Raw genomic sequence first — 24,000 nt, 5'->3', positions numbered from 1 at the left:
ACCTGTTGTTCTCGCCTGACGCGTTTCCCGAGAGCGAACCGCTGCAGCTGTCAGCCATCGAGTCGGCTGCCATCGACGTAGAGCTGCCCGGCAGGTGGCCGGTCAGCATCGTAGCTGTCGTGATACTCGAACAGTTGAAACAGCGCCCCGGTCGGGTTCGAGGGGGACACAAACGCCTCAGTCCAGTCCTGATATTCGCGGTAGTCGACGACGCTGTATCCATTGTGCTCTATGACCGCTGTCACTGCATCAACAGATGCCACTTCGAGCGTGACATGGTGTAGTCCCGGGCCGTGGTCGTCGAGATACGATGTGAGGAACGTGTCCGGTGCTTCCGGTGCGATAAGTTCGAGCCGCGACGCGTCCCGGTCGAAGTCGTACTGCGCCCAGCGAAACCGGCCGTCGACGGACTCTTCGATGAGTTTCCGACAGCCGAGTGTGAACAGGAACGGCTCAGCGTCGGCGATGTCCTCGACAGCGATTCCGATATGGTCGACACGGACCGGTGTCTCCTGTGACATAGCGAGGACTGTGGGAGGCTCCCAATTATATGCTTGGGTCGGGTGCTGAGCGTCGGTATTCTGCCCGGTTCAGCGTGACTTGGGTCCCAGAACGGGATTTGCGCAGGCACACATCCTCCTTCACGAAAAATATCTCCAAATATTTATTACATATCCAGACTGTCACCTACGGGATGCCAGCACAGCACCAGCACTCGTGGCAGCATCTCTCGCGACGAACGCTTCTGAAGACAGGCGCGGCGGTGACCGGCATGACCGGCATCGGTGCCGTCGAGACGGAGTTGGCGTACGCGCAGGAAGACGATGTCACGGTTACGATACGACGGGACGACCACGGCGTTCCCCACATCTACGCGCGTGACGCTGACAGCCGCGCGCCGGCGTTCTATGGGTTCGGATACGCAACAGCAGCAGACCGACTCTATCAGCTAGAACTGTACCGGCGGTACTATGATGGGACTGTCGCGGCAGTCCTCGGTGCGGGTGATGAGGACACTGACTGGGTCCAGTTCGATATCGAGGCGCGGCGCAACACGGCCGGCGAGCCGTCACTCGACGAGCAGGCCGCCGAACAGCTGACGGCGGCCCAGCGAGCGGTCCTGCAGGCGTTTACAGACGGCATCAATCGGTACATTACCGAGGTCCGTGAGAGCGAGGAGCTGGAATTCCACCGGGCGTTTCAGGAGCACGGGTTCGAGCCCGAGGAGTTTACTACGACAGACGCTGCTGGAATGTTCGTCGCCAGCATGGCGTATTTCAGCGGCTTCCAGCTCGAGACGCTCAGCGCGACAGTTCTCGACGCACTCACGAAGGAGACCGGTAGTGAACAGCGTGCGATGGAGCTGTTCGAGGACCTGCAGTGGGGCGACGACCCTGGTTGCCCGACCTCGACGGTCCAGCCGTCGGATGGCTACTCCCCTTCCTATACTGATGTGGGAACAGGGCCGACACCCGACGTGGCCGGGGGACAGGAGACACGCAGGGTGACCCGTGGCGCAAGCGGCCCGTCCGTAACACCGAGCAATGTTGTGACTGGCGGGGACTACGCGCCCCCAACTGACGCTGAGGGGATGCACGAGGCAGAGATGGATCGGATGCGAACGCTCGCCTCCGGGCTCGATAGCCTGGGCCTCCCGATCAAATACGGCAGCAACGCCCTCGCTGTTCAGGGTGATATCACGTCCAGTGGCGATGCGTTACTGATGGGCGGGCCACAGATGGGGTTCAACACACCCTCGATAATGTACGAGGCGAGCCTGCACGGCCCGGATTTCGACGTCGCTGGTGTCACGGTTGCCGGGTATCCGTTCATCATGTTCGGCCACAACCGAAACGGGGCAATGACCTCGACCGCCGGGATCGACAACTGCATCCAGATGTTCACGGAGTCGATCACGACCAACTCGTCGGGTCCGGACACGTACACCTTTCAGGGTGCGGAGTACGAGGTCGAAACGGCTGAGCGGACAATCACTGTCGCCGACGGCGAGGACGTAACCTACACTGAACGGTTCACTCGCCACGGCGTTGTGACACAGTGGGATCCTGACAGCGGGGAAGCACTGGCACAGACGAAGTCATACGCCGGCCGGCATATGAACTGTTGGCGGGCCTACTACGAATGTCAGTTTGCGACGGACGCCGAGGAGTTCCGGGAGTCAGCACAGCGCTGTGACTACGCGCTGAATTTCATGTGGGCAGACAAAGACGGTGACATCGCGTACGTTCATCTGGGTCGGTATCCGGACAGTGAATCGGTCGACTGGGATACACGGCTCCCCGCTGACGGGACGCAGTACGAACTGACAGCTGAGGATTACCTGCGTGCGGCTGATGGCGACGTGCCCTACGCCATCAACCCCGACCCGGGCTACTCGGCCCAGTGGAACAACAAACCCGCTCCGGAGTGGAACAACGGCGACCTGAGCTACTCGTGGTCGACCGACCACCGCGTGCAACGGATCATCAATCTGGTCGAGCAGCGGTTAGCACAGGAGGGGGCAGTCGATTACGACTTCCTGAAGACTGTTATCTACGATATCTCCTTTACTGATCTGCGTTCAATTCGGTACAAAGACCATTTGCTTGATGCGCTTGCGGACGCAGACCTCTCCGACACCGAACAGCAAGCACGCGACGAACTGGCCTCGTGGGACCACTTTGCACAGGCTGACGGCGAAGACAACGAGGGACGCCACTCTGCCGGGTACACCATCTGGGATGCAACGTTCCCGTATATTTTAGAGGAAGTCTTCAGCGAGACGTTCGGGAGCGCATACGGTCCGGCGTCGTACTTCCTCGGCTACGACTACGGCCGCGGCACCCTGATGCGAGTCCTCAACTCAGCGGAGACAGCACTGTCGACGCAGGCCGAGTATGCTGACGGCGACATCACAGATGCGCTGGTCAGCGCGTTCCGGACCGCCGTGGACGAACTCGCCGAGCGATACGACGGCGACCCGAGAACTTGGCGGCGTGCGGCAGCACTTCACGAGTTCGACAACCTCGCGCTGTTCGGGATGCCTATCGGTGTCACGTCCGCGGGGAACACGGCGCTGATGAACCGCGGGACCGAGAATCACCTCGTCCAGCTTAGTGACGACCCGCAGGCAGAGAACATTCTCCCGCCCGGCAACGACGGCTACGTTGCTCCAGACGACACGACCGGCGAACACTACGACGACCAGCTGGCGATGTTCGAGAATTTCGAGTACAAACAGTTGTTGTTCGCCGACGCAGATATCGAGTCTGCAACAACGGCAACACGGACGCTGATGAGGGCAGTGAGTCCGTCTGACGGTGGCACCGATGACACGCTGACGAGTGAGGGCACTGAGACAGACGAGAGCACCGTGACGAGTACGGCGGCGACGACTGCTGAGACAGAGCGCGCGGACACAGCGACGGCGGTGAATACCGGAACGGACGCCAGTGGCCCCGGATTCACGACACTGACCGGGGTGTCCGCAGTACTCGGGACTGCGCTGGCGTGGCTGTACAGACAGGACGACACGGCTCGCTAGCCACGACGGCGGGTACGGAACAGAAGCGGTGAGACGCGATACTGCTGAGCCTGAAGGGTGCGGACAGCGAGCGACACGCCGACATGGGGCAAGGCTTTAATACGATTTGCTTAACAATAGATAATGAACCTATGTCGAGCGAAGGTACTTCATCAGACAGTAGTGCGGGCATCGACCGTTCACGGAGACAGTTCCTCGCCGCCGCCGGCGCGGTCGGCGCGCTTGGCCTCGCTGGCTGTCAGGGCGGGTCCACAGGCGGCGACGGTGCTGTGACCGTTGCGAGCCTGAACCCGATGACCGGCCCCTTCAGCTCTCTCGGGCCGGGCCAGCGAACTGGGGCTGAGCTCGCCGTAACGGAAATCAACAACAACGACAACTACGACTTCGAGTTCGAGCTGGTGACGGGCGACACGGAGACCGAGGCCGGAGCCGCACAGTCCGAGGCACAGCGCGTTGTTCAGGAAGAGGGGGCGGAGTTCGTGTTCGGTGCGATTTCCAGCTCCGTTGCACTCGGGCTGAACGACTTCGCCGCTCAGTCGGAGCACATCTACTTCCCCGGCGGCGCAGCAGTCCCGATCACTGGGTCTGCCTGCAACGAGTGGGTGTTCCGCTTCGAAACGAACACTGCACAGATTGCCGAGGCCATATCTGCCTACTCAGTCAATAATCTGGGGAGCAACGTCTGGTTCCACTATGCGGACTACGCGTACGGCGACTCGGTGTACAACCGCACCAGCAGGCGCATGGAGGCCGCCAGCGACGACTACACTGAGGTCGGGACATCAACGTCCGAGCTGGGTGCCAGTAACTACGGCTCGTTCATCACGCAGATCAGCAACTCTGACGCTGACGTGGTCGTTCTGGGGATGACCGGCGGTGACCTGGTGAACTTCACCAACCAGGCCGCGGATCAGGGCCTCACCGACCAGATGGCTGTTGTCGGTCCGACCCAGACGTTCCAGAGTGTCCGTGCTGGAACCGGCGCAAACAGTGTCGGTACCTTCGGCGGCGCTCGGTACGACCCCTCGCTCGACACCGGTGACAATCCGGCATTCGTTGAGGCCTACGCCAGCGAAAACGACAGAGAGCCAGGCAACTTCGCCCGTGTCGGCTACGACTCGATGCGGTTGATGGCGAAAGGAATGAACAAAGCTGGGAGTACCGAACCGGCAGATGTCCGAGACGCACTTGAGGGCGGCACGTTCACGACAGTCCTGGGAGACATTACGCTTCGAGAGAGCGACCATCAGGCCACGAACCCAACGTGGATGGCTGAGCTCGTCGAGGGCGACGGTGATACAGCGGATGTCGAATTGCTCGAGCAGGTCCCGGGGTCGGAGACGCTGCCACCGGCCAGTGACCTCGGTTGTGAGATGTAGGTAGCACAATGGTCGCTGCCGACTTCATAGAACAACTGCTGAATGGCCTCACCCTGGGGATGGTTTACGTCCTGCTAGCCGCCGGGCTGTCAGTCATCTTCGGCGTAATGGACGTAATCAACTTCTCCCATGGCGAACTGTTCGCACTCGGTGCGTATCTCTCCCTGAGCATCATCGCGCCGTTCGGTGCTGGGATTGGATTCTGGGTCGCAATAGTGGTCGCACCGGTCGTCGTCGGTCTCATCGGTGCCGCTATCGAGCGAACGACTGTCCGACCGTTGTATGGCCGGGACCCGCTGTATCATATTCTTCTGACGTTCGGGCTCGTACTCGTCATCAACGACGGCATCCGTCTGATCTGGGGGACACAGCAACGACAGCTAGCTGTCCCCGCGTATCTGAGCCAACCAGTGTCCATACTGGGCGTCCAGGTGTCCGTGTACAACTACTTCATGATCGCCTTTGCGGCGTTGCTTGCAGTCGTGACGTGGTACCTACTGAACCGGACAAAGTACGGGATGATCATCCGTGCCGGGTCTCAGGACCGTGAGATGGTCCGCAACGTCGGTATTGATATCGACCAGTACTACACACTGGTCTTTGGCGTCGGTGCGGCACTGGCTGCCGTCGCCGGAATCGTCCTTGGCGGCTACCAGAACGTGAACACCGGGATGGGAAACAGCGTCATCATTCCGGCGTTCGTCGTTGTCGTTCTCGGTGGCCTCGGTAGTTTCAGAGGGGCCGTCTTCGGTGGATTGCTCGTCGGCGTCGTCCAGACGCTGATGCGGGCCTACAGTGGGAGTGTCCTTGCCACGTTCGGTGATACAACGCTGAGTGTTCCCAATCTCGAAGGGCTGACCGTGTACCTGCTTATGATCGCAGTGTTGCTCGTCAAACCGCAAGGGCTGTTTGGAACACGGGGTGAGGAATCAGAGGGCGAAGGTGAGCTTCTCGTCGGCGGCTACGGCGGGATACTGGCAGACAGCACACGGGTCCGGCTCGGCGGAATCGCCGTGGTCGCACTCGCAGTCGCGCCAGTGGCGATTCTGCTCATGGGCGATCAGTACTACCTTGTCGTCCTCAATGAGATCCTCATCTGGGCCATTTTCGCCCTGAGTCTGGATATCGTGATGGGATACGCCGGACTGGTGCCGCTCGGGCACACGATGTTCTACGGCGTCGGTGCATACACCGCTGCGCTCGTGATGTTGCACTACTCGCAGTCGGTTTTTGTCGTGTTACTCGGGGCTATTCTCCTCTGTGCAATCCTGGCCTGGATCGTCGGAAGCCTCTCGATTCGCGTCTCCGGCGTGTACTTCGCAATGATTACGCTGGCGTTCGCGGAGTTGCTCTACAGTGCCGTGTTCAAGTTCGACTTCACCGGCGGGAGCGACGGCTTGCTCGGCTTCGAAGCGTTCCTTGGACTCGGCGGCGTCGGAGCGGCACTCTCGAACATCGAGTTCGGCCTTCTGGGGTACGAGGTCGGACAGCAGTTCGTGTTCTACTATCTCGCCCTGCTAATTGCCGTGCTCTCGCTCCTGTTCGCTCGCCGCATGATGAACGCGCCGTTTGGCAGTGTCCTGCAGTCGATCCGGGAAAGCGAAGAGCGAGCGGAGTTCATCGGGTACGACGTCAACAGATACAAGCGCCGAGCGTTTGTCATCAGCGGCGGTATGGCTGGACTGGCCGGCGGGCTTCTCGCTGTCAGTCCGTCGACTGTCATCATCTCACCGGACCAGACACTCAACTGGATCCACTCTGGTGAGGTCATTGTCATTGCGCTGTTCGGTGGGATGGGCACACTGTACGGTCCCATGATTGGCTCTGGTGTCTTCTTCGGGGCTGAAGAATTCCTCTCGTCGTACACCGACCAGTGGCGGCTTATCATTGGAACACTGTTTATTCTATTCGTGCTGTTCGTCCCACGCGGTATCGTATCGATTCCGTCTCTTGTTGCACAGCGACTGGAGACGGCCAACAACGCGGACGGTGCTGTTGACATGGATGAGACGGAAGTGAGAAGCGATGACTGAGACTGTCCTCGAAACAGACGGACTGACGAAACGGTTCGGCAAACTGACCGCCGTCGACGACGTGTCGTTGTCGGTTGCAGATGGTGAGTTCAGGAGTGTCATCGGGCCAAACGGGGCCGGGAAGACAACGACGTTTAATCTCATCACTGGCGCGCTGTCACCGTCAGCGGGAGTCGTCCGCTTCAAAGGTGAGGATATCACTGACGTTGCTCCACACGAACGAGTTGGCCGTGGATTGGGGCGCTCGTTCCAGATCACGAATGTGTTCGGCGGCCTCAGTGTTCGGGAAAACGTGCGTCTGGCAGCCCAGTCCGTCCATAGCGAGGGGATCAACCCGGGCGAGGCGCTGTTCCGTAACAAGAACAGCTTTGAGGAGATTTCCGAGCAAACTGAGACAGTGCTGGACCAGATTGGTCTCCAAGATCGGGCTGACGAGCACGCAGAAGCCCTGGCCTACGGCGACCAGCGACGACTCGAACTGGGGCTCGTGTTGGCGACAGATCCCGACCTCGTCATGCTCGATGAACCGACCGCCGGAATGAGTAGCGAAGAAACACAGGCCACAATGAATCTTATCGACACTGTTCTTGCAGACCAGTCCCTGATGCTTATTGAACACGACATTGACCTCGTGATGCGTGTTTCGGACCGGATTACCGTCCTCACCCGCGGCGAAGAACTCGCAAGCGGAACACCCGAAGAGATTGCAAACAACGAGGACGTCCGTGATGCGTACCTCGGTGGTGTTCGAGAATGACTGATCCGCTACTGTCTCTCAAAGATGTCCGGGCCGGGTACGGCATGACTGAGGTGCTACAGGGCGTCTCAATGGACGTCGAACGGGGGAGTGTCGTGTCGCTGGTCGGCCGCAACGGGGTCGGCAAGACGACGACGCTCCGTTCAATCGTCGGCAATATCACTCCGACTGGTGGGTCAATCACGTTCAACGGTGAGGACATCACGACACGTAATTCAGAGGCGACGATCCGGAGCGGTATCGGGTTCGTTCCCGAAGAACGACGTATCTTTCCCGAACTGACTGTCCGGGAGAACATCAGAATGGGTGAGATTGGTGCTGAATCACCTGCTGGGCCGTCAGTTGACGATGTACTGGATATGTTCGAGAACCTCGCGGAGCGAGAACACAAGGACGGCTCGGTCCTCTCAGGTGGTGAACAACAGATGCTTGCGGTCGGTCGTGCCCTGACTGCTGACCCGGATTTGTTGTTGCTTGACGAACCGACGGAAGGGCTCGCACCCTATGTCGTCCGACAGATAGAGGACCTTATCCTTGAGTTGAACGATCAGGGTATCACAGTACTGGTCGTTGAGCAGAACATCCCGGTTGCACTGGAGGTCTCACAGTATACGTACATCCTCGAAAAGGGCAAGATCGTCCACGAGGGAACTGCGGCAGAGATTCAGGACAACGAGGAGGTGCTTGACCAGCATCTCGGCGTCGGCGTCACTGATTGACTCTCGTCATAATCGCCAGACAACGACTCAACCCTCGGCTATACGACTGTCTGGTACAGTGGTCCCGTTCGCTACAGTGTCCCCCGACCACTGTTTGAGGTCCATACACTGAGTGATAGCGCTGATTCGGATGTGTACGTTTCACACGATTCGTTCTACTCTATTGAACCAGATATTATCCGTCCAGAGCCCTGTTGTACGTGATTCAAACGGTATCACGGGTGTCTCGCCGAGATAAGCGGTGTTCGAGTCAGTCGAACTACTGATAGGAGAGATTCACCTGCAGCTCGCCGGATATCCCACGAATAAGTCCGGTCAGCTCGTTTTCGATGCGTTCCGAATCCAGTCGGTTCGCTGGTCCCGAAACACTGATAGCACCGTACGTGTTGCCGGCGTTATCTACCAGTGGTGCACCAACACCGGCTACGCCTTCGAGGAACTGGTCAATACCGTAGGCGACGCCGCGGTCCTGAATCTCGTTGAGTTCTGCTTCGAGCTCCGCTCTGTTTCGACCGTCGGGGAGGGGATAGTCGTAGCTTTCGAGGATTGTCTCCCGTCGGTGTTTCGGCAACACTGAGAGGATTGCCATGCCACCAGCGAGCCTGTACAGTTCGGTGTACTGGCCGATCTGTGAGTTTGTCTGAATCGCTCGACTGCCGAGTGACTTTGCTAAAAAGACCGCCTTTCCGTTCTCTTCGACGATCCACCATGCCTTTTCGTCAGTTTCGGCAGCTATCTCATTCAGTTTCGGCCTAACCTCCTGATACATTTCCTGTCGCTCACGGACTTTCATCCCAACGTCCAGAAACCGCAAACTCAGCCGATACGCCTTGTTCTGGTCCTGAACGACGTAGCCTCGGCTCTTGAGAGTTGAGAGGTGGACGTGGACCGTGCTCTTGGGCATCCCCACCCGCTCTGCCAACTCGGTGACGCCGAGCGCCTGCTCTGTTTTCAGTGCCTCAATAATGTCCAGTACTCTCTCGGCGGACTCTATCGGGCCTTGTCCTGTCATACGCGTATATTCGGCTAAATGTTTATAAAATTGTTCAATCAGACTGAATTCATTGCCCGTAAGTTGTTCTGCCCGGTGTCGTCCAATCGCTGTTGGGTCGATCATATCATGCTACACTAACACAGGACTCGACAATCACCTGTGCGTCCACTTTCCGGCCCACGTGTCCGCTACTGCTGTGCCGCGATGAAAAAACGGAGTAGTGCGGCCCGGTCCCGGCGGTTTCGTTCCGGTCGGTCAGCTACCGCACGCTGGTATCTTTACGGTCTACTATTGCGTTCAATAGAGTTGAATCCAGTCTTGGCCGACGAAATGTGATGAAAGCATAGCGAGGATACCGTCGCTAATTGCGACTAGTCCTGCCACGGTGGTCCGGTCCACTTCGACCTGCCCTGTTTGGGTTCAGCACTCTCCGTGGACAAGCGCAGACGCTTCCGGTGGTAGTTCAATCAAATACCGCTCCTGTTATCGGCGACTTTCGGGTCGATACTGGCAATACTAACATATGTACGTCTGTTATATTGTGGTTGGTCGTCTGTGGTTTGGGAACTCTGTACTTGTCACGAAACAATCTGGACTACACTGAAAGCTGTTCATACCTGTTGAATACCAGTCAGGGTTGGGTCTGGTTCTCTGCTGCGCTTGCGCGTTTAGTAAGAGTGGCAGGACAAGTTGCCCACTCCGGTAATGTTTGTACGCCTGTTATCTGAATTGTCGCCGATATCGTATTACGAAACAGTTGATGGTTGTAATCTTGACGCCTCCCACTCATAGCAGTTCGGCTGGCAAGCGACTCCGGCCTGCTACCGACTCCTGAAGGCTGTCCGTATGAGTGTCACATTACGAAATAAACTCTCGAACTTGCCCGCAGAAAGCGAATATTGAATGCTGTGGAAGCATCTATCAGCGCATACGGTCGGTAGTTCTGTCTCTGGGATTCGACTGCGCACCCTTCAGTCGTCACTGTCACCAGCAACCACTGCTCGTCTTCGTGACTCACGTCCTCCCAATCGGTACAGACTGTGAAAAGTCAGGCTGCAACTGGACTTTCTTCGTCGATTTTCGTTTCACTGTTTTTGATCGCGGTGCCGGTGGCCGAATCAAAGAGGTGGATCGTGTCTTCTGGGAACTTCAGTCCGACTGTGAGTCCATTTCTGAGGTCTGCCCCATCCTCGACAGTAACCGTATACTGCTTTCCGTCAATCGTCACGTACACATGAAACAGGTCCCCGAGCGGCTCGACGACGTCGACAGTCGCGGTAACTGTCTGCTCTGGCCCCGTCGCGGTGCTGAGCTGAATATCTTCAGGCCGCACACCGAGAACGACGTCCTCGTACCCGTCAAGCTGGGCGGCGGTCTCGGCAGACAGCGCGTAAGTAAATTCCCGATGCACTAGCGACCCGTCCTCGACGGCGGCTTGGATGAAGTTCATCGAGGGCGACCCGATAAACCCGGCGACAAACCGATTGGCTGGACGGTGATAACACTCCAGTGGTGTACCAACCTGCTGTAACACTCCGTCGTCGAGAATAGCGATACGGTCGCCCATCGTCATGGCCTCTGTCTGATCATGGGTGACATAGATAGTCGTAACGTCGAGTTCGTTCTGGAGGCGCTTTAGTTCGGTCCGCATTTTTGTCCGGAGTTTGGCGTCCAGATTGCTCAGCGGCTCGTCCATCAGGAACACTGCCGGGTCCCGAACGATTGCCCGCCCAAGAGCTACTCGCTGTTGCTGGCCACCAGACAGCTCCTTTGGTGGGTCATCAAGCAGGTCCTTGATTCCCATCATCTCGGCTGTCTCAGCTACGCGCTGTTCAATCGCTTCTGTATCCAGATCTGTCGTCATCTTCAACCCAAACGACATATTCTCCTTTGCGGTCATATGTGGATAGAGCGCGTAGTTCTGAAACACCATTGCGATGTCACGTTCACGGGGCTCCTTGCCAATAACAGACTCATCACCGATCAAAATATCACCCTCAGTTGCCGTCTCAAGCCCGGCAACCATCCGCAAGGTCGTGGATTTCCCACACCCGGATGGGCCGACCAGTACCAGGAACTCACCGTCATTCAGCGACATATTCACCGTATCGACAGCGACGACCTCATCACTTCCGTCGGAGAATGTCTTGACAAGGCCATCAAGCTCTAACTGTGCCATGGGATACCTGTTATTGTTCTACAGAGATATATAATAGTTTGTGTTATTCGATCATAGATGGGAATCTTTCATATACTTGGAGGGAGTTCGAGTTCGTATATAGCGCTAGCGGGAATGACAAGCGTACAACTATGGTTCCATCTACAACAGAGTCAGAGTCGGTGTATCGTCAGCTCGGTGTCACGCCGGTCATCAACGCAGCGGGCACAAAAACGCGAATTGGCGGCAGCCTCATCCGAGAGGAAGCTGCGGAAGCTATGCGTGCCGCTGCCAAGGAATTCGTCCAGTTGAGTGAGTTAGAGGCACGGGCGTCAGAACAAATCGCTGAAATCGCTGGGTCGGAAGCCGGATACGTTTCGCCGGGTGCTGAAGCCGGCCTGTTGTTGGCCGCAGCCGCTGCGATTGCAGGGGACGACCCGAAGACGATGTCGGAGTTACCCCATCCGACAGACGCGCCAAACGACATCGTGATGCCTCGAACTCACCGGACAGGATACGACCACGCGCTGCGAGCGGCTGGCGCAAATATCGTCGATGTCGGAACAAACGATTACCATCTCGGCACCGGCGCAACAAACGTGGAACCCTGGGAAATCGAAAGCGCCATCGACGGAAACACTGCTGGGGTTGCGTATGTCCAGAAAGCATACACACAGCCCGAACTCTCGACTGTCACAGAGATTGCACACCGACACGACATTCCTGTGATTGTCGACGCTGCCGCAGAGGTGCCTCCCATTGCGAACCTCTCTCGTTTCATCGAGCAGGGAGCAGACATGGTCGTGTTCAGTGGTGGCAAAGGGATTCGCGGCCCACAGACGACAGGTATCGTCGCCGGTAAACGCCGGTACATCCGCTCAATCGCTGTGCAGCATCAGGATATGCACGTCGACCGCCGGGTGTGGAACCCACCCAGTTCGCTTATCCATACGGACCGATTCGACGGGGTTCCCAGACAGGGAATCGGACGGTCACTCAAGGTCGGCAAAGAGGAACTTGTCGGCCTCATTCGCGCGCTGGACCTATTCATTGAGGAGGATCAGGAAGCACTGGTTGCCGAGTGGGAGGATCTCGCCCAGAGCATGGCGAGCCAACTCGAGGCAGCGGGCGTGGCGACCACAGTTGTCGCCGGCGGTGAGCAGAGTGTTGCTCCCCGGGTCATTGTGGACATAAGCCACTCACAATCCACTCTCTCAGCAGCTGCGTTGGTAGCGGAACTACAGCGTGATGATCCCCGCGTATATGTCGGTGAGGACCGTATCGACGAGGGAGCGATTGTTCTCAACCCGATGTGTCTTGATGAAGACGGTGCTGCGTACGTCATCGACCGCCTGCTCACCCATCTGTAATAAAGAAAAAATATAAATAATAACTTACAATACTATAGCATACCATGGATGTCCTCGTAGTAGTTGCTCACCCAGACGACGCAGATGTCTTCTGTGGCGGTACGATAGCAAAGCACGCTGAACGTGGCGACGAGGTCAGTATTGTACACATGACCCGCGGCGAATACGGCGGGCTGCGAACGGACTCACGGGAAGCGGTCGCGAGCGTCCGTGAACAGGAGGCTCGCGCCTCCGGTGCAGTGTTGGGCGCGTCAGAAGTCGCGTTTCTCGGGTTCAGAGACGGACGTGTCACTTACTCCCTTGAGAACCGATTCGAGATGGTGGATGTCATCCGGGCGTATGACCCAGATATCATCCTCACGCATTATAAAGACGATCTACATCCAGACCACCGAGCGACGTCACGGTTAGTTACCGACGCGTACTACATGGCTTCGCTACCCCTCGTTGAGACGGATTTCGAGCCCTGTGACCCCGATAATATCTACTACTTCGGCAAGCCGACATCGGAGTTTACCCCATCCCTGTTCATCGATATCGATGGGTATCTCGAGCAAAAGGTCACAGCGATCAGGAAACACGAGTCACAGGTGGAGTTCCTTGTCGAACACGGCGGCATCGATGCTGAGTTCGACAACCTCATCGACGGACTTCGCGCTGAGAACCTCGTGTTCGGTAAGCAGGCTGGTGCCCGGAGCGCGGAGGGGTTCGTCCCGTTACATGAGTCCGCACAGGAATTTCTCGGATAGCGTTCCGGCGACCGCCCGAACACTGTCGGTGTAAACCCCTCATTCTGGAACCGTGACCGGCAGCGTCCCCGTTGGTTCGACGTTCCCTGCCAGTGTTTTTGCCGCCGCTTGAATTGCGCCTGGCGAATAGTCGTACGTCGTCAAAAACGTAACCGTATCCGGACAGATAGAGAGATCATATGGGTTCCGCACAGCAAGGACAGCCAACTGGTCGTGATGCTGACTGAGACTCTGGAGTGCCTCTGCTCGTGACTCGGTAGCCCGTGCATCGTAACTGACAGCTATCATCTGTTCGTTTTTTGCCTCAATACTGATTGGATCGTCCCCAGTTATAATCTGTGTCGTAACCTCGAAGCCGACCTCTCTGAGCGCAGTAGAGACCACCTCTGGGTCGTAACGCTCGTCCTCAGCGGGCGACCCTCGCGTCCCGGCAAAGCTGACCACGTGTAGCGGACGTGACGTATCGAACGGTAGTGTCTCGCTGTCATCTCTGACGAGTGTTATCCCACAGTCCGCGATTTCAGCTGCGAGCTGTTTCGACGCGGTCGCACAGCGACGCCACTCCGGCACTTCGACAGTCTCAGATTCACCCAGCCGTCGCTGTTTACAACGCCGGATGCGATACAGCGACCGGTCGATTCGTTCCTCGGTAAGCCGCCCCGACCGAACGGCCGAAAGCACGGCCTCAATCGCCGCCCGCTGTCGCTCAAGTGTATGCGAAACAGTGATTATGTCACACCCCGCCTCGATTGCACGGACAGCCCCTTCGGCGGGGCCGACGCCTTCAGCAATCGCATCCATCTCAAGACAGTCCGTAACGAGTACCCCATCAAATCCTAACTGCTTGCGAAGAAGTGCTGTCTGCACAGCTGACGACATCGTCGCCGGCAGCTCTTTGCTGCCGGTTATGGCCGGAAATGCGACATGTGTTGTCATAATCGCGTCGATGCCGCTCTGTATTGCTGCTTTGAACGGTGCGAACTCGATGCGTTCCAGTCTGGACCGCTCGTGGGCAACTACCGGCAGATCGAGATGTGAATCGACTGCTGTGTCGCCATGGCCGGGAAAATGCTTTCCACAGGCTGTGACACCCACAGACTGGAGGCCCTGAGCCATGGCTGTGCCCAGCGTGGCCACACGCTCTGGATCTTCCCCGAAGGATCTGACACCGATTACGGGGTTGTCTGGGTTGTTGTTGACATCGAGGACCGGCGCGAGGTTCAGATTGATCCCGAGACTCCGTAACTCTCGCCCGACGGTCGCACCTGCCCTCCGGGCCATCACGTCGTCATCACAGGCCCCAATGAGCATCTGACTCGGCAGTTGCGTGCCCCAGTTGAGACGTGAGACGACGCCCCCCTCTTGATCGGTGGCGACGAACAGCGGAAGACCAGCGCCAACTGCTGTGGCTTCCGACTGTAACTCCGCTGAGAGTGTTGCCACCTGTGTTGGCGACGTGATGTTTCTGGCGAAGTAAATGATGTTTCCGAGGTTGTACTCACGAATCAGTTCCAACACCCCATCAGTCGGCTCGGAGCCATCAAAGCCAGCCATGAATAACTGGCCGACTTTCTGTGCTACTGGCATACTCGCTACCGTCTGCGCCTGCATATAACAACATCCGATGTGCTGGGGATATAAAACTACGTCTGCGGCCGCGAACCACCACAAAAATCTGTCCGAGGTTACTGTTTGACGCTCCCGGATGTTAGCCCAGAAACGATCTGCCGCTGGAACACAACGAAGATCGCGAGCAATGGCACCGCGGCGAGTGTCGAGGCAGCCATCATCTGGCCCCACATCGTCTGATCCTGCTGCTGGAAGTTCTGAATCCCGATGGAGAACGGCGTGACGCTGTCAGTCGCCAGCACTGACGCGAAAAGCACCTCATTGAATGCGAGCAGGAACACGAACATTCCAGTAGCGGCCAGGCCCGGTGCTGCAAGCGGCATTACGACGCGGAACAGGGCCTGTGTCCGTGTACAGCCGTCGATTCGTGCGGCTTCCTCCAGTGCGGTCGGAATCGCGTCGAAGTACCCACGCAGCATCCAGATGGTGAACGGGACGGTGAACGTCGTATAGAGGAATATCATGCCATGGTACGTATCTTTCATCGGAATGTTCAGGGACTGGTCCATGAAGATGAACAACAGGAACATCGGGATGAGGATGAGTACGCCCGGAATCATCTGGGTTGCGAGTGCTCCCATCTCGAACTTCTCCTTGCCGGGGAACTCATACCGCGACAACGAGTAGGCAGCCAGTCCACCGATAAGCAGCGAGAGGACCGTTGTCACACTCGAAATGATCAGGCTGTTAACGTAGTAATCGACAAGCGGGAATCGCTGGAACATCAGGAAGTAGTTCTGGACATAGGGGTCTGTCGGAAGTATGTCGAGCCCGAGCTGTAGCACTTCAGTGCGGGTTTTGAACGATGTCGTGAACATCATCCAGACGGGGAATATCGCGAATATCAGAATCAGGATGAGCACGGAGCGCCAGAGCAGCTGGTACACGAGCTCTTTACCGTCCGCAGTGAGTCGCATTTCGTCAGGGACGAGTGTCTTCTCTGACCCAACAGCAGCCATGAGCGAACTAAGCATCTCAGATAGTACCTCCGTCGTAGCTTGACGCCACAACGCGCTTGTAATAGACGTATGCGATGGTCATCGAGAACAGGAACAGCATCGCGCTGAGTGCGGACCCGATTCCGTACGCACTCTGCTTGAACCCAAAGGAGTAAATGAGTAACATCAGTACGTTCCCTGACTCACTTGGTGACCCGCCCAGCAGAATGTACGGGACGGGGAAGTTGATGAAGGTCCAGAGGATCAACAGCAGTAGAATGACGGCAGAGACGGGCTTCAACTGTGGCAGTGTGACATACCGAAGTTTCCCCCATCGACCGGCTCCATCTATCTCGGCAGCCTCGTACAACTGTTCAGGAATCGACTGCAGTCCAGCGTACAACATGATTGCCGCATACGGGAAGTTCCGCCAGACGTTCGCGATAATTATCGCATACAGCGAGTTTGGGCCCAGCAGCCAGAACAGGGACCCCTCGATGAGTCCGGCCTGTCGGAGTAAGGCGTTGATGACCCCGGTATCGCTTCGGAACATCATCCGCCAGGTAAGAAGCGTGACGACAACCGGCGTCACGTACGGAAGCAGAATTACGGTCCTCGCTACGAGCTTGCCCCGAAATTGCTTATCCAGAGTGAGCGCGGTGACGAGTCCAAGAACGTACGTCCCTATCACCGAACCAACCGTATACAGAACTGTGACCTTGAGCGAGTTCCAGAACTGTGCACCATAGATCGTGTCTTTCTGGAAGACCTTCATGAAGTGGGCAAGTCCGACGAACGTCTCGGGACGGAACCAGTCGGTATATCTGAGCGATGGGAACTCATAGAAGCTCATAACGAACCCCAGAATGACGGGAATCCCGTGAACGAGCAGCATCATTGCCAGGGCCGGAGCAATGAGCTTGAGCCCGAACCGCTGGCTTGCTGGTAATGAGCTCACGTACGGGATATGAACTGCTGGGAGCCGACGTCTGACTCGCTGGTACGCGGACAGGAGCATACCAATCGATTATTATGCTATGTATTTAACCGTTCTGCACGGCAGCGGCGTACCGCTGTATCGGTACAGAATAGAAAGGTATCTGACTGGCTGAACGGCGTCACACAGCGGACCGACCCGCCGTCGAGATTCAGCTCTGGAGAGCGTTCTCTGCCTGCATCGCAGCCTGTTGGAGTGCCTTCCGGCTATCACCGTCGGACCAAGAGTCTGTTGCTGCCTTCGTGAGCACCTTCGTGACAGCCCCTTTGATCGCTCCGGAGACATCACCCCATCCTACCACCTGCGGCGCTGTCTTGGCGTTTGTATTGTTCAGCACGTCTTCACTGAAGGACTGATACAGCTCACCCTGAAAGGCCTCTTGCTCGAAGCTACTCTTGATTGTCGGCAAGAAGCCAGACCCTTTCGCGAGTTCCGCGTTGACTTCCGGCTGCATCAGATACTCGATGAACGTCGCGGCTTCGCTTTTCTTGTTTGTCCACGGATGGATGCCCATGAGATTCACTCCGAAGAAGGTTGAGGACTCTCCTCGGGGACCGGCAGGTGGTCTACCGACGCCGAGTTCGGCGTCGATATTGTTGGCGACCCTGAGCCCCTGCCACGTAGAGGCGATGCGCTTGCTGCTAAACGCGTTGTTCCGTGCAACACCGTTCCACTCGACTGACGCCTGTGGAGATGCCCCGTGCGCTGTGGACAGATCCTTGTAGAAATTCAGCGCCTCCACCGCCGCGTCACTGTCAAACGTCGCCTTGGACCCGTCAATCACGCTCCCACCGTTTTGCCAGATGAGCATCATATAGTACTGGACAACTGCCCAGTTGTTCGCACCGGGAATGCCAAACAGATATCTCGTGTTGTACCCCTCCTGTTCCCACTTCTCAGCCTGCTTATTGTACTTTGTCGCATCATTCACGAGTTCATCCCAGGTCGATGGCGGGCCGTCGATACCAGCCTCTTTGAAGAGCGACTTATAATAAATGTGCCCACGGGGTCCCCAGAACCAGGGGAATCCGGCACGGACACCGTCGAACTTGCCTATCTGAAGCGGCGAATCGTAGATCTCGTCGGTCGGTAGCGAGACGCCGGCCGCTTCGAGGTCCATCCAGCCGTCGGAATTGACCTGTTGTGGCATCCACGTTGATGCGATCTCCTCGACATCCGGACCGGTCCTGGTGGAGATACTGTTGTTTTGCTTCTTGCGAGCGACGCCCCAGCCCATCGTCTCGAAATCCACGTTGATCCCGTGTTCTTTCTTCAGTATCGGATTGTGTTTCTTATAGAACGTCTCGATGTGATCATTGACGAAGTGGCGGACTGTGAGGGTGGTTATCTTGTTCGATTGCGCCCCAGTACTTGCCCCGCTCTCGTCACCTCCCCCATCTCCGGGGGTACTCTCCGAACTTTCACTGCCTCCACAACCTGCAAGCAGCGTCACCGTTGCCGCTCCGGCGCTTTTGATGAAACGACGTCGCTTGCCACTCCGCACACTACTGTCTGGCATATGCTATCACCAACGCCGCATGTAGTATATATAATTAATTGTTTAGGATAATGTTCTTGATACTGCTTGCAACGTACCATCGGGAACACCTACCGTATAGTTTATATCCCACTATAATCAATCAGTAATCTAAGTGCTCGCAGAGAAGCTACCGTCGGACAAGTACCGGCTACCGGGAGTGCCTCTGCCAGCGTTGTCGTTGAAACAACTGACTACGGTGCGGTCCCATGAACATCAAAATATGACCACACACGCAGTGTACAATGAGATTCGTTCGGGTATCGACCAGCTACATGATTTCGAGCTGAGCCCAGATGCCATTTCTGAACCACGGATGCGTATTGCAGACGCTGACCGGGTCCACTTCATCGGCTGTGGGTCCTCATACTGGACCGGTGTGATCGGTCAGTATGCGGCGTTCCAGAGTGACATCGATGCGACTGCATACGCCGCGTCAGAGTACCTGTTCGCCGGTCCGCCGATTACTGAGCGAACGGCTGTCATCGCCTACTCCCAGTCCGGCGAGACAACTGAAACTGTGACAGCCGCTCGGCGAGCAAAAGACTGTGGTGCGATCGTTATTGGTATCACAAACAGCGAGGAGTCGACGCTAGGCTCAGTCGTGGACGAGGTCCTTGTCACGCCGGCAGGGACCGAAAAGGCAGTCCTTGCCACCAAAACAGTCGACGCCGCGTTGATGCTGACGTTCTCGCTGCTGGAAAGCAGACATAGTGAGCACCCACCGAGCGAGCTACAACGCACATGCCGGACCGTTATCGATCAGGATTTCCAGGCAGCAGTCGGTGTCCTTGCAGAGGCCGAGACACTCTACACTCTCGGACAGGGGATCGAATATGGGCTTGCAGGCGAGGCCGCGACGAAGTTCGGTGAAGGTGCACTGTTGCATACGACACCACTCCCGACACCCGAAATCAGCCACGGCCCCATCGCAAATGCCGCCGGTGAGCCGGCGCTCGTCATCGCCACCCAAGAGTCGAAGTCATCCTTGACCAGTGAGGTCGTCTCAAAACTACGTGACGCCAGAGTCACCACAATTGTCCTGAAGCGGCCGGCGAGCGATTATGATGGAGACATCTCAATTGAACTCCCCACTCATTCACCAGACCACCCGATAGTGCCGTTAAAGATTCTGCAGTCGCTCACGTACAAGACGGCCGTCAAGAAAGGATACAATCCAGATGATCCACCGGAACTCTCGAAACACGTTGAATGGAGTGCACTGGGGTAGTGGACTGCATCGACTATCCCAGCGCACGACACACAGCACCTGACACCGAGTGCTACGCACTCATCCTTGGCCTATTCCATATTCTCCGCTCTCTAGCATCCCAAGTATGTAGATCTCCACCACCGATGTCGGAAATTATGATATATATATACACAACCGATATCCAGACCCGGCCGGCACAGAATTATGCTGATTAGATGATGAAGGTTAATCACCCTCCGGATACGACGCAGCAGTATGCAAATCACCGGATACGAACTGTTCGAAATCCCTCCCCGCTGGGTCTTCCTGAAACTAGAAACCAGCACCGGACTTCTGGGCTGGGGTGAGCCTGTCATCGAGGGCAGGGCTAAGACAGTTCGAGCGGCAGTCGAGGAGATGCTGGACCAGTACCTCATCGGGAAGGACCCGTTTAGAATTGAGGACCACTGGCAAGCGCTGTACCGTGGCGGATTCTATCGCGGGGGGCCGATACTGATGTCTGCGATTGCTGGCATCAATCAAGCACTCTGGGATATCAAGGGGAAACACTTCGGTGCACCCGTGTACGAACTGCTGGGTGGCAAAAGTCGAGACAAAGTGCGAGTGTACAAATGGATCGGCGGTGACCGGCCAGAGGATGTCGCTGCAGAAGCGACGCGGTTAGCTGAGGCTGGCTACACCGCGCTCAAAATGGATGCAACGAACCAGACGCGATTCATCGAAACGAGGGCGTCGCTTGATGAGATCACAGAACGAATTCAGCACGTTCGAGCGGCGGTTGACGACCGGGTAGATCTCGGGATCGATTTCAGGGGTCGAGTATCAAAATCGATGGCGAAGACTCTTACCAACCGCCTGGAATCCGTCGAGCCGATGTTCATTGAAGAGCCAGTACTCCCCGAGAACATCGAACACCTACCGAACATTGCCGCTCAGACCCACGCACCCATCGCAGCAGGCGAGCGGTTGTACTCGAGATGGGATTACAAAGACCTCCTCAAAACCGGGGCAATTGATGTGATTCAGCCCGATGTCTCTCACGCAGGCGGTATCTCAGAGATGGTCAAACTGGCGAACATGGCTGAATCACACGATGTCGCTATTGCGCCGAACTGCCCACTGGGTCCAATTGCACTGGCTGCGTCGATTCAGGTCGATACAGTCGTCCCGAATCTGTTAGTACAGGATCAGGGGTTCGACGTTCACTCTGAGACGACCAGCCCCGCGCATGATCTGCTGAATTCGAATCCGTTCGCGTTCGACGACGGCTACCTGAAGACGCTTGACGGCCCGGGACTGGGTATCGATGTCGCACTGGACGTGGTTCGGGAGAAGTCAGAAGCCGATCTCGACTGGCATAACCCGATATGGCGGCACGAAGATGGGAGCGTCGCCGACTGGTAGCCGTCGTTTCACAATAGTAAAAAAACTTAAACTGTGGACGAGTGTGGGTATCGTATGCCAAACGATACCGAGACAGCGACACTTTCGGCGCCGATGAAGACGCTTGCCATTGTTGAGGTGCTCAGAGACGCCGACGGGCCGCGTGGCGTCTCAGCGGTGGCAGAGCAACTCGGCTACACTCGGAGTACGACATACAAACATCTGAACACGCTGTTGCAGTCGGGCTACGTTACAAAGAGCACAGGCGACTATCAGCTTACGGTGCAGTTCGCCGATATCGGCGAACACGTTAAGTCACAGACATCAGTCTATCAGGACACAAAACCACAGATTGACCAGATTTCCGCGACAACTGGCGAGTCGGCCGGGCTGGTTATCAAGCACGAAAAGCAAATCGCCGATGTCTATCATACCGCCGTCGACGACTCACCGAGACACGTAAACTCCCCTTGTTTTCACTGCAGTGCTCCGGGAAAAGCAATCCTCGCAGCAACCGAATCGGAGGAGGTTACTACCATTTTAGACCATACTGGGCTGCCTGCACTGACCGAAAACACGATTACGGACCGCGAGACACTCATTGCCGAACTCGATAATATCCGGGACCGAGGTATTGCGTTCGAGCGCCGTGAGCAGTATCCAGACGTAAACTGCGTCGCGGTCCCGATTCAGGACCAGTCCACAACTGCAGCTGTGTACGTAGCGGGACATGCTGAGCGACTGAGCGGGAAGCGGCTACAGGAGGATGTCCCAGGAATGATCCTTAGTGCCGTCAGGCAACTCAATGCGGAGCAGATCTGAGCCGACCGATAGTTACTCCTGTACATAGGTGCGGCCTCAGGACAACGTGTAATCGGCAATGCTCAGTACGGCTCGCTCAGTTGGGAGTGTCTCTGATCGACGCTGATTTCAGCGGAGCTAATACAAATATCAATTAAAACTTTCATTCGAGATAGAGTATTTCTTTAAGCGAAAATATAATGAATTACTTGACACGAACTATAACAACAGTACACTTGTTATGGAGAACTGCGCATATGGACCTGATTATTTCCTGACCTGCACATCTCGTGGTACAGGGGCGCTGTGACGACTTTCCTTCGACCCGCTTTTCTGCTCGCTCCTATCGCTCATCATGGTTCCACCACCGGTAGCTTTTCACAATGCGAAACTGCATAGAGAGCCGCTGGCTACTGGTCGAAACATTCAAATGTCGATGCGTGGTGGACTCCAGTTAGGGGACACGTAGAACAATGCATGCAATCGCCGTCAAGCAGGGAGAGACTCGCCCAGAGCTGATTGATATCGAGCGTCCGGAACCGGACGAGGGAGAAGTGCTCGTGAAGACTCTCCGGGTTGGTATCGACGGAACGGACTTTGAGGTGTTATCTGGATCACACGATGCGTTTCCTGAGGGCAGCGATTACCAGATACTTGGCCACGAGGCCGTCGGTGTCGTCGAGTCTCCAAACGGGACCGCACTGAATGAAGGAGATATTGTTGTCCCCACAGTCCGGCGGCCCGCAAACACACCGAGCAGGTTTTTCGAGAATAACGAGCCAGATATGGCACCCCCCGGTGAGTATGTGGAACGGGGAATTTCGGGGGCGCACGGCTATATGTCCGAGTACTTCACCACACCTGCATCGTTTCTCGTTTCACTCCCAGAATCGCTGGCGGACGTCGGCTTTCTGGTCGAACCGATCAGCAATGCAGAAAAGGCACTCGAGTTGGCACAGCGCTCACGGTCGACCTTCGAGTGGCAGGATTCTGCCGGACTTGTCCTTGGAAACGGACCGTTAGGCCTACTGACGTTGGCGATGCTTGCAGATCAGTGTGAGCGAACGTACTGTCTCGGCCGCCGTGAAAGACCAGATCCGACCATCGACATTATCGAGGAACTGGGGGCCACGTACATCAATTCTCAGCAGACGGCTGTGGATGAGATCCCCACAGTTTACGAGCCGATGGACCTGGTTTTCGAGGCGACGGGGCACGCAAAACACGCGTTCTCAACAATAGAGGCACTCGATGCAAACGGGGTCGGAGTGCTTCTCGGTATCCCCGACGACTGGGAATTCTCCGTCAATGGTGGGGCCCTCCACAGGCAGTTGGTTCTCCAGAACAAAGCGTTGCTCGGGAGCGTAAATTCGAATATCCGGCATTACCAACGTGCCCGTGACACGTTGGCAGAATATCCGGACTGGTTCCTTCCGTCTATCATGACGACCCAGTGCCCGGTGTCGGAGTTTGCGGATGCATTTGAAGATACACCGGATACTATCAAATCGTACGTAGATTTCAGGGTATAAATCAGGTCAAGCCGTTATAGATTCATATTTGACACAAATACTGGTATCCCAACCACATTTCTCTATTAATAATTATTTCAGTTACCTTCTGGACGTGAATAGCTGTCGTAGAGCTACCTATATGCTGAGCGATCACTTTTTGGATATACCTGCGATAGGTTTAGCTATTGATCTCCGCTGAGCAAGGAAAGCGTAATCGAACATCTCAAAACCGCATGCGTACGCAGCATTCACATACCGCTGTCCATCAGAGTCCGCTCGAAGCGG

18 protein-coding genes are annotated in these 24,000 nt (G+C 56.5%); 11 read left to right on the top strand and 7 right to left on the bottom strand.

Translation table 11 applies throughout. From position 1 onward, the window contains the following. Positions 1-50 precede the first annotated feature (50 nt). A complete protein-coding gene (locus C437_RS13105) occupies positions 51-521 on the bottom strand; it encodes a VOC family protein (protein ID WP_004517445.1) in 471 nt (156 codons plus the stop codon). A gap of 173 nt (positions 522-694) precedes the next feature. On the opposite strand from C437_RS13105, the gene C437_RS13100 reads away from it, so the two are divergent. The 5 genes from C437_RS13100 to C437_RS13080 all read left to right on the top strand — a co-directional run bounded on the left by C437_RS13100 (position 695) and on the right by C437_RS13080 (position 8,432). After that, positions 695-3,544 carry a penicillin acylase family protein gene (locus tag C437_RS13100; RefSeq protein WP_004517444.1) on the top strand — a complete coding sequence of 950 codons (2,850 nt, stop codon included), beginning with the start codon at positions 695-697 and terminating at the stop codon, positions 3,542-3,544. A 131-nt stretch (positions 3,545-3,675) separates the two neighbouring features. After that, on the top strand, positions 3,676-4,923 hold the full coding sequence (locus C437_RS13095) for an ABC transporter substrate-binding protein (protein ID WP_004517443.1): 1,248 nt from the start codon (positions 3,676-3,678) through the stop codon (positions 4,921-4,923). An 8-nt stretch (positions 4,924-4,931) separates the two neighbouring features. Further along, positions 4,932-6,956, top strand: a complete 2,025-nt coding sequence (locus tag C437_RS13090) for an ABC transporter permease (protein ID WP_004517442.1) — start codon at positions 4,932-4,934, stop codon at positions 6,954-6,956. Beyond that, the gene (locus C437_RS13085) at positions 6,949-7,713 is read left to right on the top strand and encodes an ABC transporter ATP-binding protein (protein ID WP_004517441.1); all 765 of its coding nucleotides are present in this window, start codon (positions 6,949-6,951) and stop codon (positions 7,711-7,713) included. Before C437_RS13090 ends, C437_RS13085 begins: the two co-directional genes overlap by 8 nt. After that, positions 7,710-8,432: an ABC transporter ATP-binding protein gene (locus C437_RS13080; protein WP_004517440.1), complete on the top strand. Its 723-nt coding sequence runs from the start codon at positions 7,710-7,712 to the stop codon at positions 8,430-8,432. The genes C437_RS13085 and C437_RS13080 overlap by 4 nt, the downstream gene beginning before the upstream one ends. A 259-nt stretch (positions 8,433-8,691) precedes the next feature. Here C437_RS13080 and C437_RS13075 read toward each other — a convergent pair whose 3' ends face one another. Then, complete coding sequence (locus C437_RS13075; protein ID WP_049919795.1) at positions 8,692-9,444, bottom strand: IclR family transcriptional regulator; 753 nt, start codon at positions 9,442-9,444, stop codon at positions 8,692-8,694. A 1,030-nt stretch (positions 9,445-10,474) separates the two neighbouring features. After that, positions 10,475-11,605: an ABC transporter ATP-binding protein gene (locus tag C437_RS13070; RefSeq protein ID WP_004517438.1), complete on the bottom strand. Its 1,131-nt coding sequence runs from the start codon at positions 11,603-11,605 to the stop codon at positions 10,475-10,477. 131 nt (positions 11,606-11,736) lie between these two features. Between C437_RS13070 and C437_RS13065 the strand changes: the two genes are divergently transcribed. Then, the gene (locus C437_RS13065) at positions 11,737-12,954 is read left to right on the top strand and encodes an aminotransferase class V-fold PLP-dependent enzyme (protein ID WP_049919794.1); all 1,218 of its coding nucleotides are present in this window, start codon (positions 11,737-11,739) and stop codon (positions 12,952-12,954) included. A 44-nt stretch (positions 12,955-12,998) separates the two neighbouring features. Next, a complete protein-coding gene (locus C437_RS13060; protein ID WP_004517436.1) occupies positions 12,999-13,703 on the top strand; it encodes a PIG-L deacetylase family protein in 705 nt (234 codons plus the stop codon). Between the two features lie 39 nt (positions 13,704-13,742). Here C437_RS13060 and nagZ read toward each other — a convergent pair whose 3' ends face one another. The 4 genes from nagZ to C437_RS13040 all read right to left on the bottom strand — a co-directional run bounded on the left by nagZ (position 13,743) and on the right by C437_RS13040 (position 18,786). Continuing rightward, positions 13,743-15,290 carry a beta-N-acetylhexosaminidase gene (gene nagZ / locus C437_RS13055; protein ID WP_004517435.1) on the bottom strand — a complete coding sequence of 516 codons (1,548 nt, stop codon included), beginning with the start codon at positions 15,288-15,290 and terminating at the stop codon, positions 13,743-13,745. A gap of 98 nt (positions 15,291-15,388) precedes the next feature. Continuing rightward, entirely contained in the window at positions 15,389-16,306 is a 918-nt protein-coding gene (locus C437_RS13050) for a carbohydrate ABC transporter permease (protein WP_049919792.1), read from the bottom strand. Position 16,307: 1 nt separating this feature from the next. Continuing rightward, positions 16,308-17,168, bottom strand: a complete 861-nt coding sequence (locus C437_RS13045) for a carbohydrate ABC transporter permease (RefSeq protein ID WP_004517433.1) — start codon at positions 17,166-17,168, stop codon at positions 16,308-16,310. Between the two features lie 250 nt (positions 17,169-17,418). Further along, positions 17,419-18,786, bottom strand: a complete 1,368-nt coding sequence (locus C437_RS13040) for an extracellular solute-binding protein (RefSeq protein ID WP_049919791.1) — start codon at positions 18,784-18,786, stop codon at positions 17,419-17,421. A 241-nt stretch (positions 18,787-19,027) separates the two neighbouring features. Here C437_RS13040 and C437_RS13035 point away from each other — a divergent pair, with 241 nt between their 5' ends. The 4 genes from C437_RS13035 (at position 19,028) to C437_RS13020 (ending at position 23,733) form a co-directional block, all read left to right on the top strand. After that, complete coding sequence (locus tag C437_RS13035) at positions 19,028-20,035, top strand: SIS domain-containing protein (RefSeq protein WP_004517431.1); 1,008 nt, start codon at positions 19,028-19,030, stop codon at positions 20,033-20,035. 237 nt (positions 20,036-20,272) lie between these two features. Beyond that, positions 20,273-21,421 (top strand): galactonate dehydratase, encoded by a 1,149-nt coding sequence (gene dgoD, locus C437_RS13030; RefSeq protein ID WP_004517430.1) that lies wholly within the window; start codon positions 20,273-20,275, stop codon positions 21,419-21,421. Positions 21,422-21,475: 54 nt separating this feature from the next. Then, positions 21,476-22,222 carry an IclR family transcriptional regulator gene (locus C437_RS13025; RefSeq protein ID WP_004517429.1) on the top strand — a complete coding sequence of 249 codons (747 nt, stop codon included), beginning with the start codon at positions 21,476-21,478 and terminating at the stop codon, positions 22,220-22,222. Between the two features lie 452 nt (positions 22,223-22,674). Beyond that, positions 22,675-23,733: a glucose 1-dehydrogenase gene (locus C437_RS13020; protein ID WP_004517428.1), complete on the top strand. Its 1,059-nt coding sequence runs from the start codon at positions 22,675-22,677 to the stop codon at positions 23,731-23,733. The last annotated feature ends 267 nt before the right edge of the window (positions 23,734-24,000 follow it).

This window comes from Haloarcula vallismortis ATCC 29715 (assembly GCF_000337775.1).
Lineage (GTDB): Archaea > Halobacteriota > Halobacteria > Halobacteriales > Haloarculaceae > Haloarcula > Haloarcula vallismortis.
The sequence above is the reverse complement of the archived record's forward strand: the minus strand, read 5'-3'. Positions and strand labels throughout refer to the sequence as shown.